Source organism: Nocardioides sp. (genome assembly GCF_044226765.1).
Classification (GTDB): domain Bacteria; phylum Actinomycetota; class Actinomycetes; order Propionibacteriales; family Nocardioidaceae; genus Nocardioides.
The window spans coordinates 1-16,392 of the sequence record NZ_JBGAGJ010000009.1; the positions used below are offsets into that span (position 1 = coordinate 1).

Here is a 16,392-nt window from a genome sequence, read left to right on the forward strand (position 1 = left end):
CCCCGAGGGGCAGACCGGTGACCACAACGCCGCACCCCTGGGCCGCACCGAGCACCGCGCCAAGACCCACCTGGGCTACACGGTGCGACAACTCGGGCCAGGCGACTACGTCTGGCGCACCCCCCACCGGCTCTACCGCCGCGTCGATGCCACCGGCACCCACCCCATCGATCCCGAGGACGCCGAACAGCTCATCGCCGACGCCGACCTCGACCAGGCCCTGGACCGCATCGAACACGAGCTCCGCCAAGCCAGCTGACCTCTGCGGTGCTGTCGACGCATTCGCAGAGGTAGACCGCGGTTGGAGCGACCATGACACCGCACCAGCGACCGTGCCCAGCGTCCAACGTCAGCATGAGGGCACACTCGTCACGGCAGACCCATGCGCGCGGACGCCCACGAAGCGGCAGCGTCGTCGGGCGCATGTTCGATGCGCGCGGTTCCGTCGACGGTTGATCCGGTTGGTACGCGTTCCCTCCAGCGGGCCATCAGCCGGAGCTGGAGGACGAGCCCTGGGAAGGGCCCCGCGACGGCTCGCTGATCCGCTTCATGTCCGAGGACGGCGTGGATGTTCCGCTGTGGAGCGAGGAGGGCCTGATCTTCGTCGACGGTCAGGAGCTCGTGCGGGAGTGGGGTGTCAGTCAGGAGCTCGCGACCGATGTCGTGAGGTGGGGGCGGGCGTCCCAGGGGCCGGCAACCGCTGAGCTGGACGCACAGGCCGCAGCGCTGGTCCGCCGTCTTCGACGCGAGCTGCACCGCCGCTTCCGCATCGTCTACCAGCCCTGACGTGCCGGTCGATGACCGACAGGTGCCGAGCTCGACGACTCAGGCACCTGCGAGGGTCGCCACCAACGCGGGAACCGGGTCGAGCCAGGTGCTCGTGTTGGCCAGCGACAGCAGGAGGAAGAGGCTGCCTGCGACGCCGTAGAGCGTCGTCGTCAGGACCCAGGTCCGCTGCGGAGACCGCCCCAGTCCTCGGGGCCGCCGCCGACCCGCCACGGCGCGGACGGCCAGGGTCAGCAGCGCCAACCCCGCGGCGGCCGCCAGGACGGCCAGCACAGCGTGGTAGAGCGTGAAGTCTGCGAGGAGCTCGCTCGCGATCCCGTCGACACGGGACGGTGGACCGGCCTCCACCGCCCGCCGGAGGTCAGCCATGACTCTGCCGAGGTCGGCGGGCCTTCGGTCGGCCGGCAGGAGCGAGGCTACCGATGCCAGGGGAGCAACCGCCCCCTGCACGTTGGCGAGCAGGACGGTGAGTGCGCCGAGCAGCCACACGACCACCGCACCGTACGCCGCGAGCAGCGACCACCGGCGACGACCTCGGCCGGCGGCCTCGACCTCCTGGCGCAACGCCGAGGCGAGCCCGGCGAGGACCAGGACGAGCAGACCGGCGATCACCGCCTTGACGACGTGGAACTCCCGCCACCGCGCGGTCAGCTCGGCCAGGGCGTTCGACTCTGCCACGCGACCGCCCAGGTCGGCATGGACGAAGGCGGACTCGGCCGCCGCCACCAGGGCAGCCTCCCCGGTGAAGCCCCGAAGAGAGGCGACGAGGGCCGGCACGACGAAGACGGCCACCGTCGCTGCGATCGCTACGCAGCAGAGCCGTAGTGGATTGGACACCTGCGCAGCCTAGGGAGGTGGTACTGCCGGACGGACCGGCCGAAAGGCTGATCCGTCCTCGACCGAAGGCGGGACCGGATCGGAGCCGTGCGACCGATGTCCTTCCTCCCCGCGCGCCGCGAGCGTGGAGTCGGTCCTGCGCACCGGGTGCAGGCCGGCACAGGAGATCACCATGTCCAGCGCGCTCACACGGCGACCCAGCAACGATCACCGCGACCGACTCGTCGCCTCCATCTGCGGCCTCGCCGTTCTCATCGCCGGCGGACTGCTGGCGAGCGGATGCACGTCGGAGAGCCCATCGACGAGCCCACCAGCGGCGAGGCGACCGGCGCCCTCACTCACCTACGCGGCGCCCGGGCGGCACGCAGTGGGCTACCGCGTCTTCACCAGCGTCGGTACCGACCACGAGGCGCTGACGCTGCGCGCGTGGTACCCGGCCTCACAGCCCGACGACGAGCCGGTCAAGACGATCACCTACACGGCGCCGAACAAGTTCGACCGGCAGATCACGCCGGGGAAGGACATCACTGCCGCCGGCGGCGCGATCCTGGACGCCCAGCCGGAACGAACCTCGGATCCGTATCCCCTGGTGGTCTTCTCCCATGGCTACGCGCTGAGCCCGGTCGTGTACAGCACGCTGGTGGAGCACTACGCGTCGCAGGGCTACGTCGTCCTCGCCCCCGAGCACGACGAGAGGTTCGACGGATCGCTCACCGGGTTCTGGAAGGCGCTGATCGACAGGCCGGACGACGTTCACCGGACCATCGACCTCGCGGAGCGCCTCAACGAGCCGGGGGCGTCGTTCGCCGGGTTGCTCGACGTGGACCACGTCGCCGTCGTGGGTCACTCGTACGGCGGGTACACCGCCCTCGCGGCCGCAGGGGCGCGGTTCGACTTCACCGCCTACGAGCGCCGCTGCGCGACCCTGGGCGCGGATGACCCTCGCACGTTCTTCTGCGATCCCGTCCTTCCTCGGGAGTCGGACATGGCCACCCGAGCCGGACTGCCCGCGGTGCCGTCCGGGCTGTGGCCATCGCTCGGGGACACCCGGGTCAAGGCGGTGATCTCGATGGCTGGCGACGCGTACCCCTTCGGCCGGCGCGGTCTCGCGGAGGTCACGGTTCCCGTCATGGCGCTGGGGGGAACGGTCGACGACGGCACGCCCTACGCATGGGGGGCAGGACTGACCTACGAGGGCGTCGGCAGCACGGACAAGGCACTGGTCACCTTCCCCGGTGCGGGCCACATGATCTTCCTCGACCCGTGCAAGGACCTGCCGTGGACCCGGAAGTCCGCCTACCACGAGGGGTTCTGCACCGACGCCGTCTGGTCCGCACGGCCCCTCGACGTCGTCATGCACTACACGACTGCGTTCCTGCGCGAGACAGTCAGCGCTGACACCGAGGCGCGCAACGTCCTCGCCGGGCCGCAGCCTCGCCTCGACGACGTCGAGTACCAGACCACCATCCGGCCCTGAGACGACGAGGAGCACGACGTGACATCACCACAGAACAGCGCCACCGCACCGACGGCAGCCGTCCCGACCCGAGCGGTCCCAGAGCGGCTGGTCGGCGTGACGGCGATCGCGCTGGCAGCGTCCGTGGCAGTCCAGAACGCGGTGCTGATCTCGACCGGAGCGCCGGGCTACGGCGACCCGATCACCGAGGTCCTCGCGTTCCATGCCGAGCACCGGGGCGCGGTCGCGATCGCCGTCGGACTCGAGGCGCTGAACCTGCCCCTGCTGCTCGGGTTCGTGACCGGCCTGCACGGGATCGTCCGGCGTCGCGGCGGGAGGGGCGCCGACTGGTCGCGTCTGGCGGTGGCCGCGGGTGCGTCGGCCGCGGCGGTGCTCGCGTTCTACGCCGTCCTGTGGGACGGAGTGGTCCTGTCCGCCGGCGAGCTCACCGAGCCGAGCCCGGAGCTGGTCCTGACCTGGCAGATGCACGCGGCAGCGTTCGCGTGGGCGCTGTCGGCACTCGGCACCACGCTCATCGGCGCCGCGCTGGCGACGCACGCGGCCGGGATGACGCCACCGTGGCAGCGTCTGCTCGGCGTGGCCGGAGGAGGTGTGCTGATCGCTGCCGGTGTGGCCAACCTCGCGATCGCGGACGGCTCGTCCCTCCTGTTCGTCGGGGTGCCGGGCTACCTCGCCTGGTTCATCTGGCTGCTCGCCACCGGTGTCCGGCTGGCGCGCACCCGGACCGCCGGACACTCGAGGTCATGACCGGATCGCTACCGCTTCTTGCCGGCGAGGAAGAGGTCGACAGCCTTCTGGATCCGCCGCTCGCGCGTCTCCGGCGTCTTGGCGCCGTTGATGGTGTCGACGTGGTAGCGCTGGAGGCTGTTGGACAACGCGTCGAAGAACGGCCGGGCAGGCTCGTGCTCGGCCATGGCCGCCGCGAAGTCGGCGGGCACGTCGACCTCCCGCGGAGCCTCGGCGACCACCAGGGTCACGGTGATCGCGTCGCCGCCGCTGAGGCCGGTGGCCTTCCGGATGGCCGCGCTGACGGGGATGAGGGAGCGGCCGGCCATGACCCCGACCGTGCTGCGGTACTCGTAGCCGTTCACGGTCACCAGCACCGGCGGGCGCTTCCCACGGCCGAGCCGCTCGATGACCTCCTCGGGCACCTCGATGCCGGTGTTGTTGCCGAAGGAGCTCACGGTGGTCTCGAAGGTCACGCCTGCGGTGTCACGGTCTGCCATCGGTCTCCTCGGGCCGTCCTCGGGGTCAGCGCGACGGTACCTGGTCCGGCTGCCCCGGTGGCGGAGATCCGTGGTTCATGCCCAGCTGCCGCCACCGCCGCACGTGGTCGTCCGCGCAGCTCTCGTGGAGTGGATGCGGAACGCAGGGGTGCCGTCGCCGGCGGACTAACCCAGGCCCAGGTCGGCGGCGAGCTGGTCGACGACGTGGGCGAAGTGGGCGTCGTAGTCGAGCACGCCGCGGTGCATGTGGCCGAAGAGCTCGAGCGACACGTGGCCGAAGAGGGTCGCCCAGGCGCCGAGACCGCGGACGGTCATCTCCTCGCCCAGGTGCGGGGTGAGCATCGTGGCGACCGGCTGCACGGCGGCCCGCTCGGCGGCCGGGACCGGCAGCGCGCCGCGGGGTCGTACGCCGGCCTGCTCGGCGTCGCGGACCACGGCGAGCAGCAGCGCGGTGATGCGGGTGGCCGGGGTGACGGTGTCCTGCGGGGCCGCGTAGCCGGGCACCGGGCTGCCGTAGAGCAGGGCGTAGCGGTGCGGCTGCTCGCGCGCCCAGTCGCGGACGGCGTGGGCGATGGCGCGCCAGCGCAGGTCGTGGCGGGACCGCTCGACAGCGGCGTCGGCCGCCTCGGCGCGGGCACCGAGGTCGTCGTACCCCTCCACGATGAGCGCGGTGAGAAGCGCGTCGCGGCTGGGGAAGTAGCGGTAGACCGCTGACGAGGCCATCTCCAGGTCGCGCGCGATCCGGCGCACCGACAGTGCGGCCGGACCGACCTCGGCGAGCTGCTCGCCGGCGAGGTCGAGGATGGCCCGGGTGAGCTCGGCGCGAGCGATGGCGCGGGCGGTGCGGGGTGCGGACACGGTGCCACTGTGGCGCATGACGAGAGCAATGACAACAGACGAGAGCAGTGCTCTTGCTTTTCGGGCCTCGCCATGCCAGAGTGGGGCGAACAGAGAGCACTGCTCTCGTACTGAGCATCGAGGAGCGTCCCATGTCCCACCGTCATGTCGTCGTCGGAGCCGGGCCCGTCGGGCAGGCGACCGCTGCAGAGCTGGTCCGTCGCGGCCACGAGGTGGTGCTGGCCAGCCGGTCGGGCACCGGCCCGTCGGTCGAGGGGGTGCGCCGGGAGTCCGTCGACGCCGGTGACCCCGACGTCCTCACCAAGCTGGTCGATGGCGCGGAGGCCTTCTACAACTGCATCAACCCGCCGAGCTACACCGTCTGGCCGACCTACTGGCCGCCGATCGCCGAGGCGCTCGCCACGACCGCGGAGCGTACCGGGGCCGTCCTGGTCGTGACCGGCAACCTCTACCCCTACGGCCCGCTCGACCGGCCGATGGTCGAGGGCCTGCCCGACAGTGCGGCCGGCGTCAAGGGCGCGTTGCGCGCCCGGATGTGGGCGGACCTGGCGGACCGGCACGCACAGGGCCGGCTGCGCGCGGTCGAGGTCCGCGGGTCGGACTACATGGGGCCCGGGGTGACCCAGGCGCACGTGCCCATCGCGGCGAAGCGCGCGCTGGCGGGCAAGACGGCCCGGGTGTTCGGCGATCCTTCGGCACCGCACTCGATGACCGACGTGCGGGACATGGCCACCGCGATGGTCACGGTCGCCGGCGAGGCCACGGCGTGGGGGCGGGTCTGGCATGCGCCGACGAACCCGGCGCTCAGCCAGGCGCAGACCCTGGCCGACGTGTGTGCGGCCGTCGGGCGTCCCGCGCCCCGGGTCAAGGCGTGGCCGGCCGCGATGCTCGGCGTCGGCGGCGCGGTCGTCCCCTTCCTGCGGGAGATGCGCGAGACGGCGTACCAGTTCCAGCGGCCATACGTGCTGGACTCGTCGGCGATCACCGAGGCCTTCGGGCTGACCCCGACGCCCTGGGACGAGGTGTGCCGCGCCACCGCGGAGCAGGTGCTCGCCGGCTGATCCGCAGTCGCTAGCGTGGGCTCGTGCGCGTGGGACTGACAGGGGGCATCGCCTCCGGCAAGAGCACCGTGGCCTCGATCCTCGTCGAGCTCGGCGCCGTCCTCATCGACGGTGACCGGCTCGCCCGTGAGGTCGTGGCCCGGGGGACGCCCGGCCTGGCCCAGGTCGTCGAGGCGTTCGGCCCCGAGGTCCTCACCCCCGACGGCGACCTGGACCGTCCGAAGATGGGCCGGATCGTCTTCAACGACGAGTCGCGACGCAAGGTCCTGGAGGGGATCGTGCACCCGCTCGTCTTCCAGAGGTACGCCGAGCTGGAGGCCGCCGCACCCGTGGACGGCCTGGTCGTGCACGACATCCCGCTGCTGGCCGAGTCGGGACGGGCCGACTCCTTCGACGCGGTGATCGTGGTCGAGACACCGGCCGAGCTGCAGGTCGAGCGGATGCTGCGCGACCGGGGCTGGACGCGCGAGGACGCGGAGGCGCGCATCGCGGCGCAGGCCACCCCCGAGCAGCGCCGCGCGATCGCGACGCACCTGGTCGTCAACACCGGGACGCGCGACGAGCTGCGCCGACGGGTGGAGGAGGTCTACGCCGAGCTGACCTCGGCCCAGCGGTCCGGCTGAGCGTCACCGCACCGCGCGGGGCCGGACGGCGACTCCGTCCATGCGCGCGCCGCCGAGCGTGTAGACCGTCGCGAGGCCCCGGAGGACGCGACCACCCGGGCGGGTGGTGGCGTTGCGCGACACCGTCGCCACGAGGTCGTAGGTCTGCCCGGGCGCCAGGGCCGGTGTGGTCAGCCCGGCTCCGGTGAGCCGACGGGTCACGTCGACCCCGTCGCGGCGGAACGCGATCGTGAACCCGGTCGCGCCGGTCCCGCCGGTGAGCCGGTACCGCTGGGTGTCGGTGCCCAGGTTCGCCAGTCGGATCCGGACGGCCGCGTGCCGAGCCGTGCCCCTCGGTCCGAGGTCGAGCGTGACCGACTGGTCGCGGGCCGGGCCGCTGACCCCGCGGCCTACCCAGGCGTCTCCCGACCGCCGGAGCGAGAGGTCGGGTCGGACGACGACCGGCGGCGGAGCCGTGACCGTGTAGGTGACCGAGGACGAAGTCGTGTTCCCGGCTCGGTCGCTGGCGGTCACCGTGACGGTGTGCTGCCCGGGGGTGGTCGGTGCCGACCCGCCGTTGTCGACCGTGCCGTCGCACCCGTCGAGGTTGGACCCACCACGGTCGGTGCACGAGTAGGTGACCGGGATGTCGGTGCCCGGCTCGTACGTGCCACCGTCCTCCGGACCGCTCAGGGTGACCTCGGGCGGGATCCGATCGGGAGCCTGACCGTGGGTCGCTCGGTAGGTGAAGTAGCCGAACCCGTCCAGCCGCCACACCTGGCTGCCGTCCGCGGTCACCTCGGTCGCGATCGGCTGGGCCTCGTCGCCGCCCGATCCGTCGACGGCCTGCGACCAGCCGATCACGGTGTTGCCGTTGTCGAGGCGCTGCTGGCTGCCGGCGAACGCGGCGTAGCGGTGCGGGTAGGCGTAGTGCCAGACCAGGTCGGCGCTCGGGTGCTCGGGGTCGGAGAGGTCGAGCGCGTACTGCGTGACCCGCGTCTGCGGTCGGGCGATGCGGGGGCCCTCCGGATCCGCCGGGTCCTCGCACATGTCCGCCATCTGGTTGCCGCCGGCGCGTGAGCCGTTGTCGAAGAGCGTCAGGTCGCCGTCGGGGAGCAGGCGGGCCATGTGCTGGGCACACGGGCCCGGGTCCCGCGAGCCCTCCCCGTCGGTGAGCGTGAACCGGGGCGGCCGGACCGCCTCGCCCGAGCCCGCGTCGGGTCCGCCGCCGAAGATCCAGATCGTGTCACCGGGCTGGTGGCCGTCGTGCGCCTGGGTCGCGATCAGCCGCACCTGGGAGAGGTTCCGGAACGACGCCAGCACGTCCTGGTGCTCGCCGACCAGCTGCAGGGAGTTGATGTGCGCGTAGTCGTCGAAGCTCGTGCCGAGGATCGTGACCTGGCCGTGCACGAGTGCCTCGGCCGGGTCGACGTGGTCCCTGCTGTTCCACTCGAAGGCGACGTCGCCCTGCGGGTCCACCAGCTGGATCACGGCGTCCTGCCAGTGCTCGTCGCCCCGGGTGGCCGCGTCGTACCCCATCATCAGCACGCTGCCGTCCGGCAGCACCTCGACGTCGTGGTTGTCGGTGGAGGCCGGCATGCCGACGAGCTGGTGACTGGCCACGGGCTGGAACTGGTCGTCGAGCTCGACGATCTCGGTGCTGCCGTCCTCGGCGGGACGCGCCACGACGTAGCCGTCGCCGGACGGCTTGAGGTCCGTCCCGGCGCCCGCCCGGACGTGGACCGGCACCCCGTGCTCGTGGACGACGGTCTCGAACGGCTTGCCGTAGTAGCTGATCAGGCCGAGGAAGGTCCTGCCCGGGGTCGGGCCGGCGCCGGACGCCGTCGTGGTCAGCTCCGGGAAGCCCGGAGGGAGGTAGATCCACGACTGGTTCGTGCTCGTGGCGCCGTCGACGACCTGGACGTCGACCTCGTCACCGGTCGTGAGGCCGTCGACCTCCGCGGTGCCGCCCGGTGCGGGCGCCCCGTCGACGAGCACCACCGCGTCGGCCGACGCGCCCGTGACCGCCACGGTCACACTCCCCGTGCTGTCGACGGTGGTCGCGATCGCGAAGCGGTCGACACCGGCGTCGTACGCCGGCCAGGTGCTGGCGCCGGGTCCGGTCACCGTCACCTCGATGCCGGTGCCGTCGTCCGCCGCGGCGGGCTGGACCGACCCGACGCCCAGCCCCGCGCAGACCAGGCACACGGGCAGGGACAGGAGGAGGGAACGGCCGATCACCCCAGCACGGTACTGCTGGAGGCCGGTGCGCTCAGGCAGCCAGGTCGGGATCCCCGAGGCGGCGGAGCTTCTGCAGCGCCTCCCGCTCGAGCTGGCGGACCCGCTCGGCCGAGATGCCGTGCTTGGCGCCGATGTCGGCGAGCTTGTGCTGCCGCCCGTCGACCAGGCCGTAGCGCGAGCGGATGATGTCGGCCGCGCGGTCGTCGAGCTGTCCGACCAGCGAGTTGAGCCGGTCGCGGGACTCGACGTCGAGGACGGTCAGGTCGGGGCCGGGCGCGGTCTCCTGGGCCATCAGGTCACCCAGCGAGGTGTCACCGTCCTCGTCGACGGGGGAGTCGAGTGACACGTGCTCGCGGCCCCACGCCATCAGGTCGAGCACCCGGTCGACGTCCATGCCGAGCTCGGCGGCGATCTCGGCGGGCTCGGGGTCCCGGCCCAGCTGGCGCTCCAGGCTGCGGCGGGCGCCGCCCACCTGGTTCAGCTCCTCGACGACGTGCACGGGAAGACGGACCACACGAGCCTGCTGGGCGATGCCCCGGGTGATCGCCTGGCGCACCCACCAGGTCGCGTAGGTCGAGAACTTGTAGCCCTTGGTGTAGTCGAACTTCTCCACGGCCCGGATCAGGCCGGTGTTGCCCTCCTGGATCAGGTCGAGCATCGGCATCTGGGCCCGCCCGTACTTGCGCGCGATGGAGACCACCAGCCGCAGGTTGGCGGTGATGAAGGTGTCGACGGCCTTGCGCCCCTCCTCGGCGAGCCACTCGAGCTCCGCCTGGGTGGCGTGCATCGGCGCGCCGCCCTTCTTGCGCCCGACGCGACCCTCGGCGAGCAGCGCCTCGGCCATCAGACCGGCCTCGATCGCCTTGGAGAGCTCCACCTCGGCGGCAGCGTCGAGGAGCGGGTTGCGGGCGATCTCGTCGAGGTAGAGCCCGACGCTGTCGCGGCCCTCGATCTCGCGTGCGCCGGTGGGTGCGGTACGTGTGGCCATGGGGCGCCCTCCTCCTTCGTCGCGGTGGACGGCGCCGGAGCGCCCCCACACGTGGCGTACAACGTCCACGGTGACCATCGGATTCCCGCGGCAAACCTGCGGACCTGACACCCGGAACGACGTGCGGCCGGCCCGGTGAGTTGCGTCCGGCCCGAACTCTCAGTGACTTCTCAGGGGAGATGCCCGAGCCGGACGGCGTCAGTCGGCCGAGGCCAGCCCCATCCGGTCCAGCACCCAGGCCAGGGTGAACGCCCGGTCGTGCCACGACTTGTAGCGTCCCGACACCCCGCCGTGGCCGGCGGCCATCTCGGTGCGCAGCAGGAAGTCGCGGCGGCCGACCGCCGTCGCTCGCAGCCGCGCCACCCACTTGGCCGGCTCGACGTAGAGGACCCGGGTGTCGTTGAGGGACGTCTCGGCGAGGATCGGCGGGTAGTCGGCGGCCGTCACGTTGTCGTACGGGGCGTACGCCGCCATGTAGTCGTAGACCGCCGCGTCCGCCTCCGGGTTGCCCCACTCGTCGTACTCCGTGACCGTGAGCGGGAGGGTCGCGTCGAGCATCGTCGTGAGCGCGTCCACGAACGGGACGCCGGCGACCACGCCGGCGAACAGCTCCGGCGCCTGGTTCACCACCGCCCCCACGAGCAGCCCGCCCGCGCTGGCACCCTCCGCGACCAGGACCTCCGGGGTGGTCCAGCCCGCCTCGACCAGGTGGCGGGCGCAGGCGACGAAGTCGGAGAAGGTGTTCTGCTTGGCAAAGAGCTTGCCGCCGTCGTACCACCGGCGGCCCATCTCGCCCCCGCCGCGGACGTGGGCGATCGCGAACGCCGCACCCCGGTCGAGCAACGACAACCGGGCGATCGAGAAGTAGGGGTCGATCGACGTCTCGTAGGCGCCGTACCCGTAGAGCAGCAGGGGGAGGGGGTCGCCGGACGCCCGTGCGTCGCGGCGCGCCACGACCGAGACCGGCACCCGCTCGCCGTCGGGGGCGGTGGCCCAGAGCCGGTGCTCCTCGTAGTCGCCGGGGTCGTAGCCGCCGAGCACCGGGGCGCGGCGCAGGAGGGTGAGCTCGCGGCTGCGCACGTCGTAGTCGTAGACCGAGGCGGGCACGGCCATCGTGGCGTAGCCGAGCCGGACCACCGGCTGGTCGAAGGCCGGGTTGCCGGCCGACCCGACCGTGTAGATCTCGTGGTCGAACTCGACCAGGTAGTCGTCGCCGAGACCCGACTCGGCGACCGGGTCCAGCTCGATGATGCGCAGCTGGGTCAGGCCGTCGCTGCGCTGGTGCACGACCAGGTGTCCGGCGAAGGCGTCCACGTCCTCGAGGCGTACGGCGGGGTCGTGGGCCACCAGCGACCGCCAGTCCTCCGGCGGGGTCGGCGCGACCGGGGCGGTGGCGAGCTCGAAGTCGGGGCCGGTGCCGTTGTGCAGCACGAGGAAGACGTCGGCGCCGCCGACGACGGCGTGGTCCAGGGAGTACTCCAGCCCCTCGCGTCGCTCGCTGAACACCCGGAAGCCGAGCTCGGGGGCGTCGGCGTCGAGGAACCGGTACTCCGAGGTCGTCTTCGAACCGCTCGCCACGACGATGAACCGGTCGCTGCGGGTGCGGCCCACACCGGCCCAGAACCGTCCGTCGGTCTCGTGGTGGACGAGCTCGTCGTCCGCCTGGTCGGTGCCGAGCCGGTGGCGCCAGATCTTGTCGGCGCGCCAGGAGTCGTCGAGCGTCGTGTAGAAGAAGCTGGTCCCGTCGCGGGTCCAGGTGGCGCCGCCGATCACGCCGGTGATCTCGTCGTCGAGGAGCTGGCCCGAGCCCAGGTCCTTGACGCGGATCGTGTAGCGCTCGTCACCGACCACGTCGGTGGAGTAGGCCAGCAGGTCGCCGCGGGGGCTCACCGACGACCCACCGAGGCTGAAGAAGTCGTGGCCGGCGGCCAGGGCGTCGAGGTCGAGGAGGACCTGCTCGCCGGGCAGGGCGGGCTGGTCGGGCGAGGTGTCCTCCGCCGGTCGCGGTGGTGTCCAGTCGTCGGGGTCGACGACCGGCACCCGGCAGCTGGCGCCGTACTCGCGACCCTCGAATGAGCGCCCGTAGTACCAGTGGCCGCGGTTGCGGGTCGGCACGGACAGGTCGGTCTCTCGGGTGCGCGCCTTGATCTCGTCGAAGATGCCCTGGCGCAGCGCGGCGAGGTGGGCGGTCCGCTCCTGCGTGTAGGCGTTCTCGGCCTCGAGGTGGGCGAGCACCTCCGGCGACTCCTTGTCGCGGAGCCACTCGTAGTCGTCGGTGCGGCTCCGCCCGTGGTGCTCGGTGGTCTGCGGACGCTTCTCGGCCACGGGCGGTTGCATGGGCGCGACGATAGCGTCGGCGGGGTGAGGACCATCGACCTGAACGCCGACCTGGGCGAGGAGGTCACCGACGACCCCGCGCTGCTGCAGGTGGTGACCAGCGCCAACGTGGCCTGCGGCTACCACGCCGGCACGCCGGCGGTGATGCGCTCGGTGTGTGCCGAGGCGGCCGACCGTGGCGTCGCCGTCGGCGCTCAGGTCTCCTACGCCGACCGGGAGAACTTCGGCCGCGTGCCACACGACGTGGCCTTCGAGGTGCTGCGCGAGCAGGTTGCCGACCAGGTCGGGACCCTGGCGTCGATCGCTCGCGACTGCGGCACCGAGGTGCGCTACGTGAAGCCGCACGGCGCGCTCTACCACCGGGTGCTCGACGACGAGGAGCAGGCGACGGCGGTACTCGCCGGGTCGGGCTCGCTGCCGGTGCTCGGCATGCCGGGAGCGCTGCTGCGGGAGGCCGCCGCTGCGGGGCGCGGGACGTTCCACGAGGGGTTCCCCGACCGGGGCTACACCGCCGACGGACGGCTCGTCCCGCGCGGGCTCCCCGGTGACCTGGTGACCGACCAGGACGCGATCGTGGCGCAGGCGCTGCGCCTGGCCGGGTCGGTCGACTCCTTGTGCCTGCACGGTGACTCGCCCGGCGCGGTGCGCCACGCGACGGCCGTCCGCAGCGCCCTGGAGCGCGCCGACCTCGACCTGCGCCCGTTCGCCTGAGTCGCCCTCGGCGGGGCTGTCCACCGTCGCGTCCACAGGTCTGGACCGCGACCTGTGGAGAGCGCCTGAGTGCTGTGGAGGGCCGGGTCCTCGCTGTGGAGGGACCTGTGGGTTGTCGGTGACCTCTTGCGGCCCCCCGACGCGCGGGCGTAGAACTCTCCTCACCGAAGCCGCCGCGAGGCGGAGTCGGGGATCGGACAGGACCGACGATCCGCACCGCGAGGCGACTCGCGGCACCGGCCCGGTGACGGGGACGGTGGGGTCGAGAGGGAGGGTCCGGTGGGCCGGGCGTCACCATCTCCGGCCGAGCCGAGGGGCTCCTGGTGCTCATACCACCGGGAGCCCCTCACCTCATTTCCCCAGACTTTCCCCGCCGCGAGGTGGCCATGCCCCGGCGGCGCGGTGGTCTGGACATGACCGGTTCGTGAACTGCTTGACTGGACTCATGGTCAGCCGCCCCGTGCCGCTGCGTCCGGTCGGTCGCGCCGCCGTGCTCGCCGAGGTCGGGGACGCCGCCGCCGCGCTCGCGCTCGCGACCTGGGCCCGGGCGCGCTCGGTCGCCGCCACCGAGGTCGTCCCGGCCGCGGAGACGGTGCTCTTCGACGGGGTCGCCGACGCCTCGGCCCTCGCGGCCGTCCTGTCGCAGTGGCGTCCCGCGGATGCGCCGACGCCCGGCGAGCTCGTGGAGCTGCCGGTCCTCTACGACGGTCCCGACCTCGGGTTCGTCGCGGCCGCCTGGGGCACCGACGAGGCCGGCGTCGTCGAGCGGCACGCGGCGATCGAGTTCGTCGCGGAGTTCTGCGGTTTCGCTCCTGGGTTCTCCTACCTCGCCGGGCTGCCGGACGCGCTCGCCGTGCCGCGGCTGGAGACGCCGCGCCCCCGGGTTCCCGCGGGCTCCGTGGCGGTGGCCGGCACCTGGTGCGGTGTCTACCCGACCGCGTCGCCGGGCGGGTGGCGGCTGCTGGGGCGCACGGACGCCCGCTTGTGGGACCAGCACCGGGACCCGCCCGCACTGCTGCCACCTGGCACCCGGGTCCGGTTCGTGCCGGCATGACCTCGACGACCTGGCAGGTGCTCGAGACCGGCCCGCTGGTCACCGTGCAGGACCGGGGCCGGATCGGGCTCGCCCACCTCGGGGTGCCGCGCGCCGGCGCCCTGGACGGCCCGGCGGCGGCGCTGGCCAACCGGCTGGTGGGCAACGGGCCGGACGCCGCGGTCCTCGAGGTGCTCCTCGGTGGCCTCGCCGTGCGAGCGGGCGGCGGCTGCTGGGTCGCCGTCACCGGCGCCCCCGCGCCGGTGAGCGTCGACGGCTCCGCCCGGGCGCTGTCCCGCGCCGAGTGGTTGCCCGCGGGTGGGGTGCTGCGGGTCGGCGCACCGGCGGCGGGCCTGCGGTCGTACGTCGCCGTGGCCGGCGGGTTCGCGGTCGAGCCGGTCCTGGGGTCCCGTGCCACCGACACGCTCGCGTGGGTGGGGCCGCCGCGCGTCGAGCCGGGGGTCGAGCTCCCGGTGGGGGAGCCGACCGGTGAGCTCCGGCCGCTGGACACGCCGCCGTCGCCGCCCCCGGGCGCGCTGAGGGTGGTGCCGGGTCCGCGGGACGACTGGTTCACGGGCGACGCGCTCGACGAGCTGTGCCGGACGACGTGGACGGTCGGAGCCGACTCCGACCGCATCGGGCTCCGGCTCGAGGGGGTCGGCCTGCGGCGTGCCCGCGACGGCGAGCTCGCCTCCGAGGGCATGGTGCTGGGGGCCGTGCAGGTGCCGCCGAGCGGCCGGCCCGTCGTCCTGCTGGCCGACCACCCGCCGACCGGCGGCTACCCCGTCGTGGGCGTCGTCGACGAGGCGGACCTGTGGCGGTGTGCCCAGGTGCGACCGGGCGAGGAGGTGCGGTTCACAGCCCTGCCCCGTCCTCCGGCTCCGGGGGCCGCCACGGGCTGAGGTCCGGGTCGTCGGCGCGGAAGGAGCGGACCGGACCCGCCGGCGTCGCGGCCGTCTCGAACCGCACGGTCACCACCCCGCGGCCCGAGCCCCACACCCAGCCCCGTCCGTGCTCGGCGTGCTCGACGTCCATGCCCGGTGCCCAGGTGCGGCGCGAGTGGTGGGGCACCTCCGCCTCCGGGAGCGGCTCCTCGTCAGCGGCGTCGGCCGTCTCGCCGAAGAGGTCCTCCTGCACCCAGTCGGCGAGCCCCGAGACGCCCACCCCCAGCAGCCGCACCCCGCCGGACGTGTCGAGATCGGCCAGCAGCGCGCGGGCCAGCCGGGCGACGGTCGCGGCACTGTCGGTCGGAGAGGCCAGCGTGGTCGACCGGCTGAGCGTGGTGAAGTCGTGCAGGCGGACCTTGATCGAGACGGTGCGGCCGGACAGGCCGTGCTTGCGCAGCCGGCCCGCCACCTCACCCGCCTGCCGCGTCAGCAGGCCCTCCATCAGACGCCGGTCGGTGAGGTCGGTGTCGTAGGTGCCCTCGACGCTCACCGACTTCGCCTCACGCTCGGGCACGACCGGCCGGTCGTCCTCGGCGCGGGCCAGCTGGTAGAGCCAGTGGCCGCTGGCCCGGCCCAGCAGGCGCACCATCTCGTCCTCGCTGACCCGCTCCAGCTCGGCCACCGTGTGGACGCCGACCCGGCGCAGCCGCTCGGCCGTGGCCGGCCCGACCCCGGGGATCACGCGGACGTCCATCGGGCGCAGCAGCTCCTGCTCGGTGCCGGGCGGCACCACCACCAGGCCGTCGGGCTTGTCGAGGTCGCTGGCCACCTTCGCGATGAACTTCGAGGTCCCCACGCCGACCGACGCCGTCAGGCCGCCGGTCACCTCGACCACGCGGGTCCGCAGGTCCTCCGCGAACGCGGTGACGGTCGGCACCTCCAGGTCGGGCAGGTCGGCCCGGGCCAGGTCGACGAACGCCTCGTCCAGCGAGAGCGGCTCCACCAGGGGGGACGCCGCGCGCAGCAGCGCCATCACCTGCCGGCTGGTGTCGCGGTAGGCGTGGAAACGGCCGCTGAGGAACGCCGCGTGCGGGCAGCGCGAGCGGGCCTCGCGCGTGGACATCGCCGAGCGCACGCCGTACGTCCGGGCCTCGTAGGACGCCGTCGACACCACCCCGCGACCACCGACGCCCCCGACCACCACCGGCTTGCCCCGCAGGGAGGGCTTGTCGCGCTGCTCCACCGCCGCGAAGAACGCGTCCAGGTCGAGGTGGAGCACCGACGCCTCCGCACGCACGCGGGGCACGCTACCGCCCGGTGCCGACGCAACCCGGTCACCGTGCACAGG

The 16,392-nt window shown here is 73.2% G+C and carries 15 protein-coding genes and 1 pseudogene; 9 read left to right on the top strand and 7 right to left on the bottom strand.

What is annotated here, in order from left to right; genetic code table 11:
- Positions 1 to 259, top strand: a pseudogene (locus tag ACILRH_RS17005) (hypothetical protein); the annotation flags it as partial.
- Between the two features lie 290 nt (positions 260 to 549).
- Positions 550 to 786 (top strand): hypothetical protein, encoded by a 237-nt coding sequence (locus ACILRH_RS17010; protein WP_395695236.1) that lies wholly within the window; start codon positions 550 to 552, stop codon positions 784 to 786.
- Positions 787 to 825: 39 nt separating this feature from the next.
- Here ACILRH_RS17010 and ACILRH_RS17015 read toward each other — a convergent pair whose 3' ends face one another.
- Complete coding sequence (locus ACILRH_RS17015) at positions 826 to 1,623, bottom strand: hypothetical protein (RefSeq protein WP_395695237.1); 798 nt, start codon at positions 1,621 to 1,623, stop codon at positions 826 to 828.
- Positions 1,624 to 1,990: 367 nt separating this feature from the next.
- Here ACILRH_RS17015 and ACILRH_RS17020 point away from each other — a divergent pair, with 367 nt between their 5' ends.
- A complete protein-coding gene (locus tag ACILRH_RS17020) occupies positions 1,991 to 3,100 on the top strand; it encodes an alpha/beta hydrolase family protein (protein WP_395695238.1) in 1,110 nt (369 codons plus the stop codon).
- 18 nt (positions 3,101 to 3,118) lie between these two features.
- Positions 3,119 to 3,847, top strand: coding sequence for a DUF4386 family protein (locus ACILRH_RS17025; protein WP_395695239.1), 729 nt, complete (start codon positions 3,119 to 3,121; stop codon positions 3,845 to 3,847).
- Positions 3,848 to 3,855: 8 nt separating this feature from the next.
- Here the strand turns inward: ACILRH_RS17025 and ACILRH_RS17030 are convergent, their stop codons facing one another.
- Positions 3,856 to 4,326: a YdeI/OmpD-associated family protein gene (locus ACILRH_RS17030; protein WP_395695240.1), complete on the bottom strand. Its 471-nt coding sequence runs from the start codon at positions 4,324 to 4,326 to the stop codon at positions 3,856 to 3,858.
- Between the two features lie 165 nt (positions 4,327 to 4,491).
- Positions 4,492 to 5,184 (bottom strand): TetR/AcrR family transcriptional regulator, encoded by a 693-nt coding sequence (locus ACILRH_RS17035; RefSeq protein WP_395695241.1) that lies wholly within the window; start codon positions 5,182 to 5,184, stop codon positions 4,492 to 4,494.
- A 131-nt stretch (positions 5,185 to 5,315) separates the two neighbouring features.
- Here ACILRH_RS17035 and ACILRH_RS17040 point away from each other — a divergent pair, with 131 nt between their 5' ends.
- Both ACILRH_RS17040 and coaE read left to right on the top strand, forming a co-directional pair.
- A complete protein-coding gene (locus ACILRH_RS17040) occupies positions 5,316 to 6,245 on the top strand; it encodes an NAD-dependent epimerase/dehydratase family protein (RefSeq protein ID WP_395695242.1) in 930 nt (309 codons plus the stop codon).
- Positions 6,246 to 6,268: 23 nt separating this feature from the next.
- Positions 6,269 to 6,868, top strand: coding sequence for a dephospho-CoA kinase (gene coaE, locus ACILRH_RS17045; protein WP_395695243.1), 600 nt, complete (start codon positions 6,269 to 6,271; stop codon positions 6,866 to 6,868).
- 3 nt (positions 6,869 to 6,871) lie between these two features.
- Here the strand turns inward: coaE and ACILRH_RS17050 are convergent, their stop codons facing one another.
- From ACILRH_RS17050 to ACILRH_RS17060, 3 genes are all read right to left on the bottom strand, one after another.
- Complete coding sequence (locus ACILRH_RS17050; protein ID WP_395695244.1) at positions 6,872 to 9,088, bottom strand: aryl-sulfate sulfotransferase; 2,217 nt, start codon at positions 9,086 to 9,088, stop codon at positions 6,872 to 6,874.
- A 31-nt stretch (positions 9,089 to 9,119) separates the two neighbouring features.
- Positions 9,120 to 10,076, bottom strand: coding sequence for an RNA polymerase sigma factor RpoD/SigA (locus tag ACILRH_RS17055; protein WP_395695245.1), 957 nt, complete (start codon positions 10,074 to 10,076; stop codon positions 9,120 to 9,122).
- Between the two features lie 198 nt (positions 10,077 to 10,274).
- Complete coding sequence (locus tag ACILRH_RS17060) at positions 10,275 to 12,413, bottom strand: S9 family peptidase (protein WP_395695246.1); 2,139 nt, start codon at positions 12,411 to 12,413, stop codon at positions 10,275 to 10,277.
- 24 nt (positions 12,414 to 12,437) lie between these two features.
- Here ACILRH_RS17060 and ACILRH_RS17065 point away from each other — a divergent pair, with 24 nt between their 5' ends.
- From ACILRH_RS17065 to ACILRH_RS17075, 3 genes are all read left to right on the top strand, one after another.
- Positions 12,438 to 13,124 (top strand): LamB/YcsF family protein, encoded by a 687-nt coding sequence (locus ACILRH_RS17065; protein WP_395695247.1) that lies wholly within the window; start codon positions 12,438 to 12,440, stop codon positions 13,122 to 13,124.
- 445 nt (positions 13,125 to 13,569) lie between these two features.
- Positions 13,570 to 14,178, top strand: a complete 609-nt coding sequence (locus tag ACILRH_RS17070) for an allophanate hydrolase subunit 1 (RefSeq protein WP_395695248.1) — start codon at positions 13,570 to 13,572, stop codon at positions 14,176 to 14,178.
- Positions 14,175 to 15,059 (top strand): biotin-dependent carboxyltransferase family protein, encoded by an 885-nt coding sequence (locus tag ACILRH_RS17075; RefSeq protein WP_395695249.1) that lies wholly within the window; start codon positions 14,175 to 14,177, stop codon positions 15,057 to 15,059. The genes ACILRH_RS17070 and ACILRH_RS17075 overlap by 4 nt, the downstream gene beginning before the upstream one ends.
- Here ACILRH_RS17075 and ACILRH_RS17080 read toward each other — a convergent pair.
- A complete protein-coding gene (locus ACILRH_RS17080; protein ID WP_395695250.1) occupies positions 15,013 to 16,341 on the bottom strand; it encodes a DNA polymerase IV in 1,329 nt (442 codons plus the stop codon). The genes ACILRH_RS17075 and ACILRH_RS17080 overlap by 47 nt on opposite strands.
- Between the last annotated feature and the right edge of the window lie 51 nt (positions 16,342 to 16,392).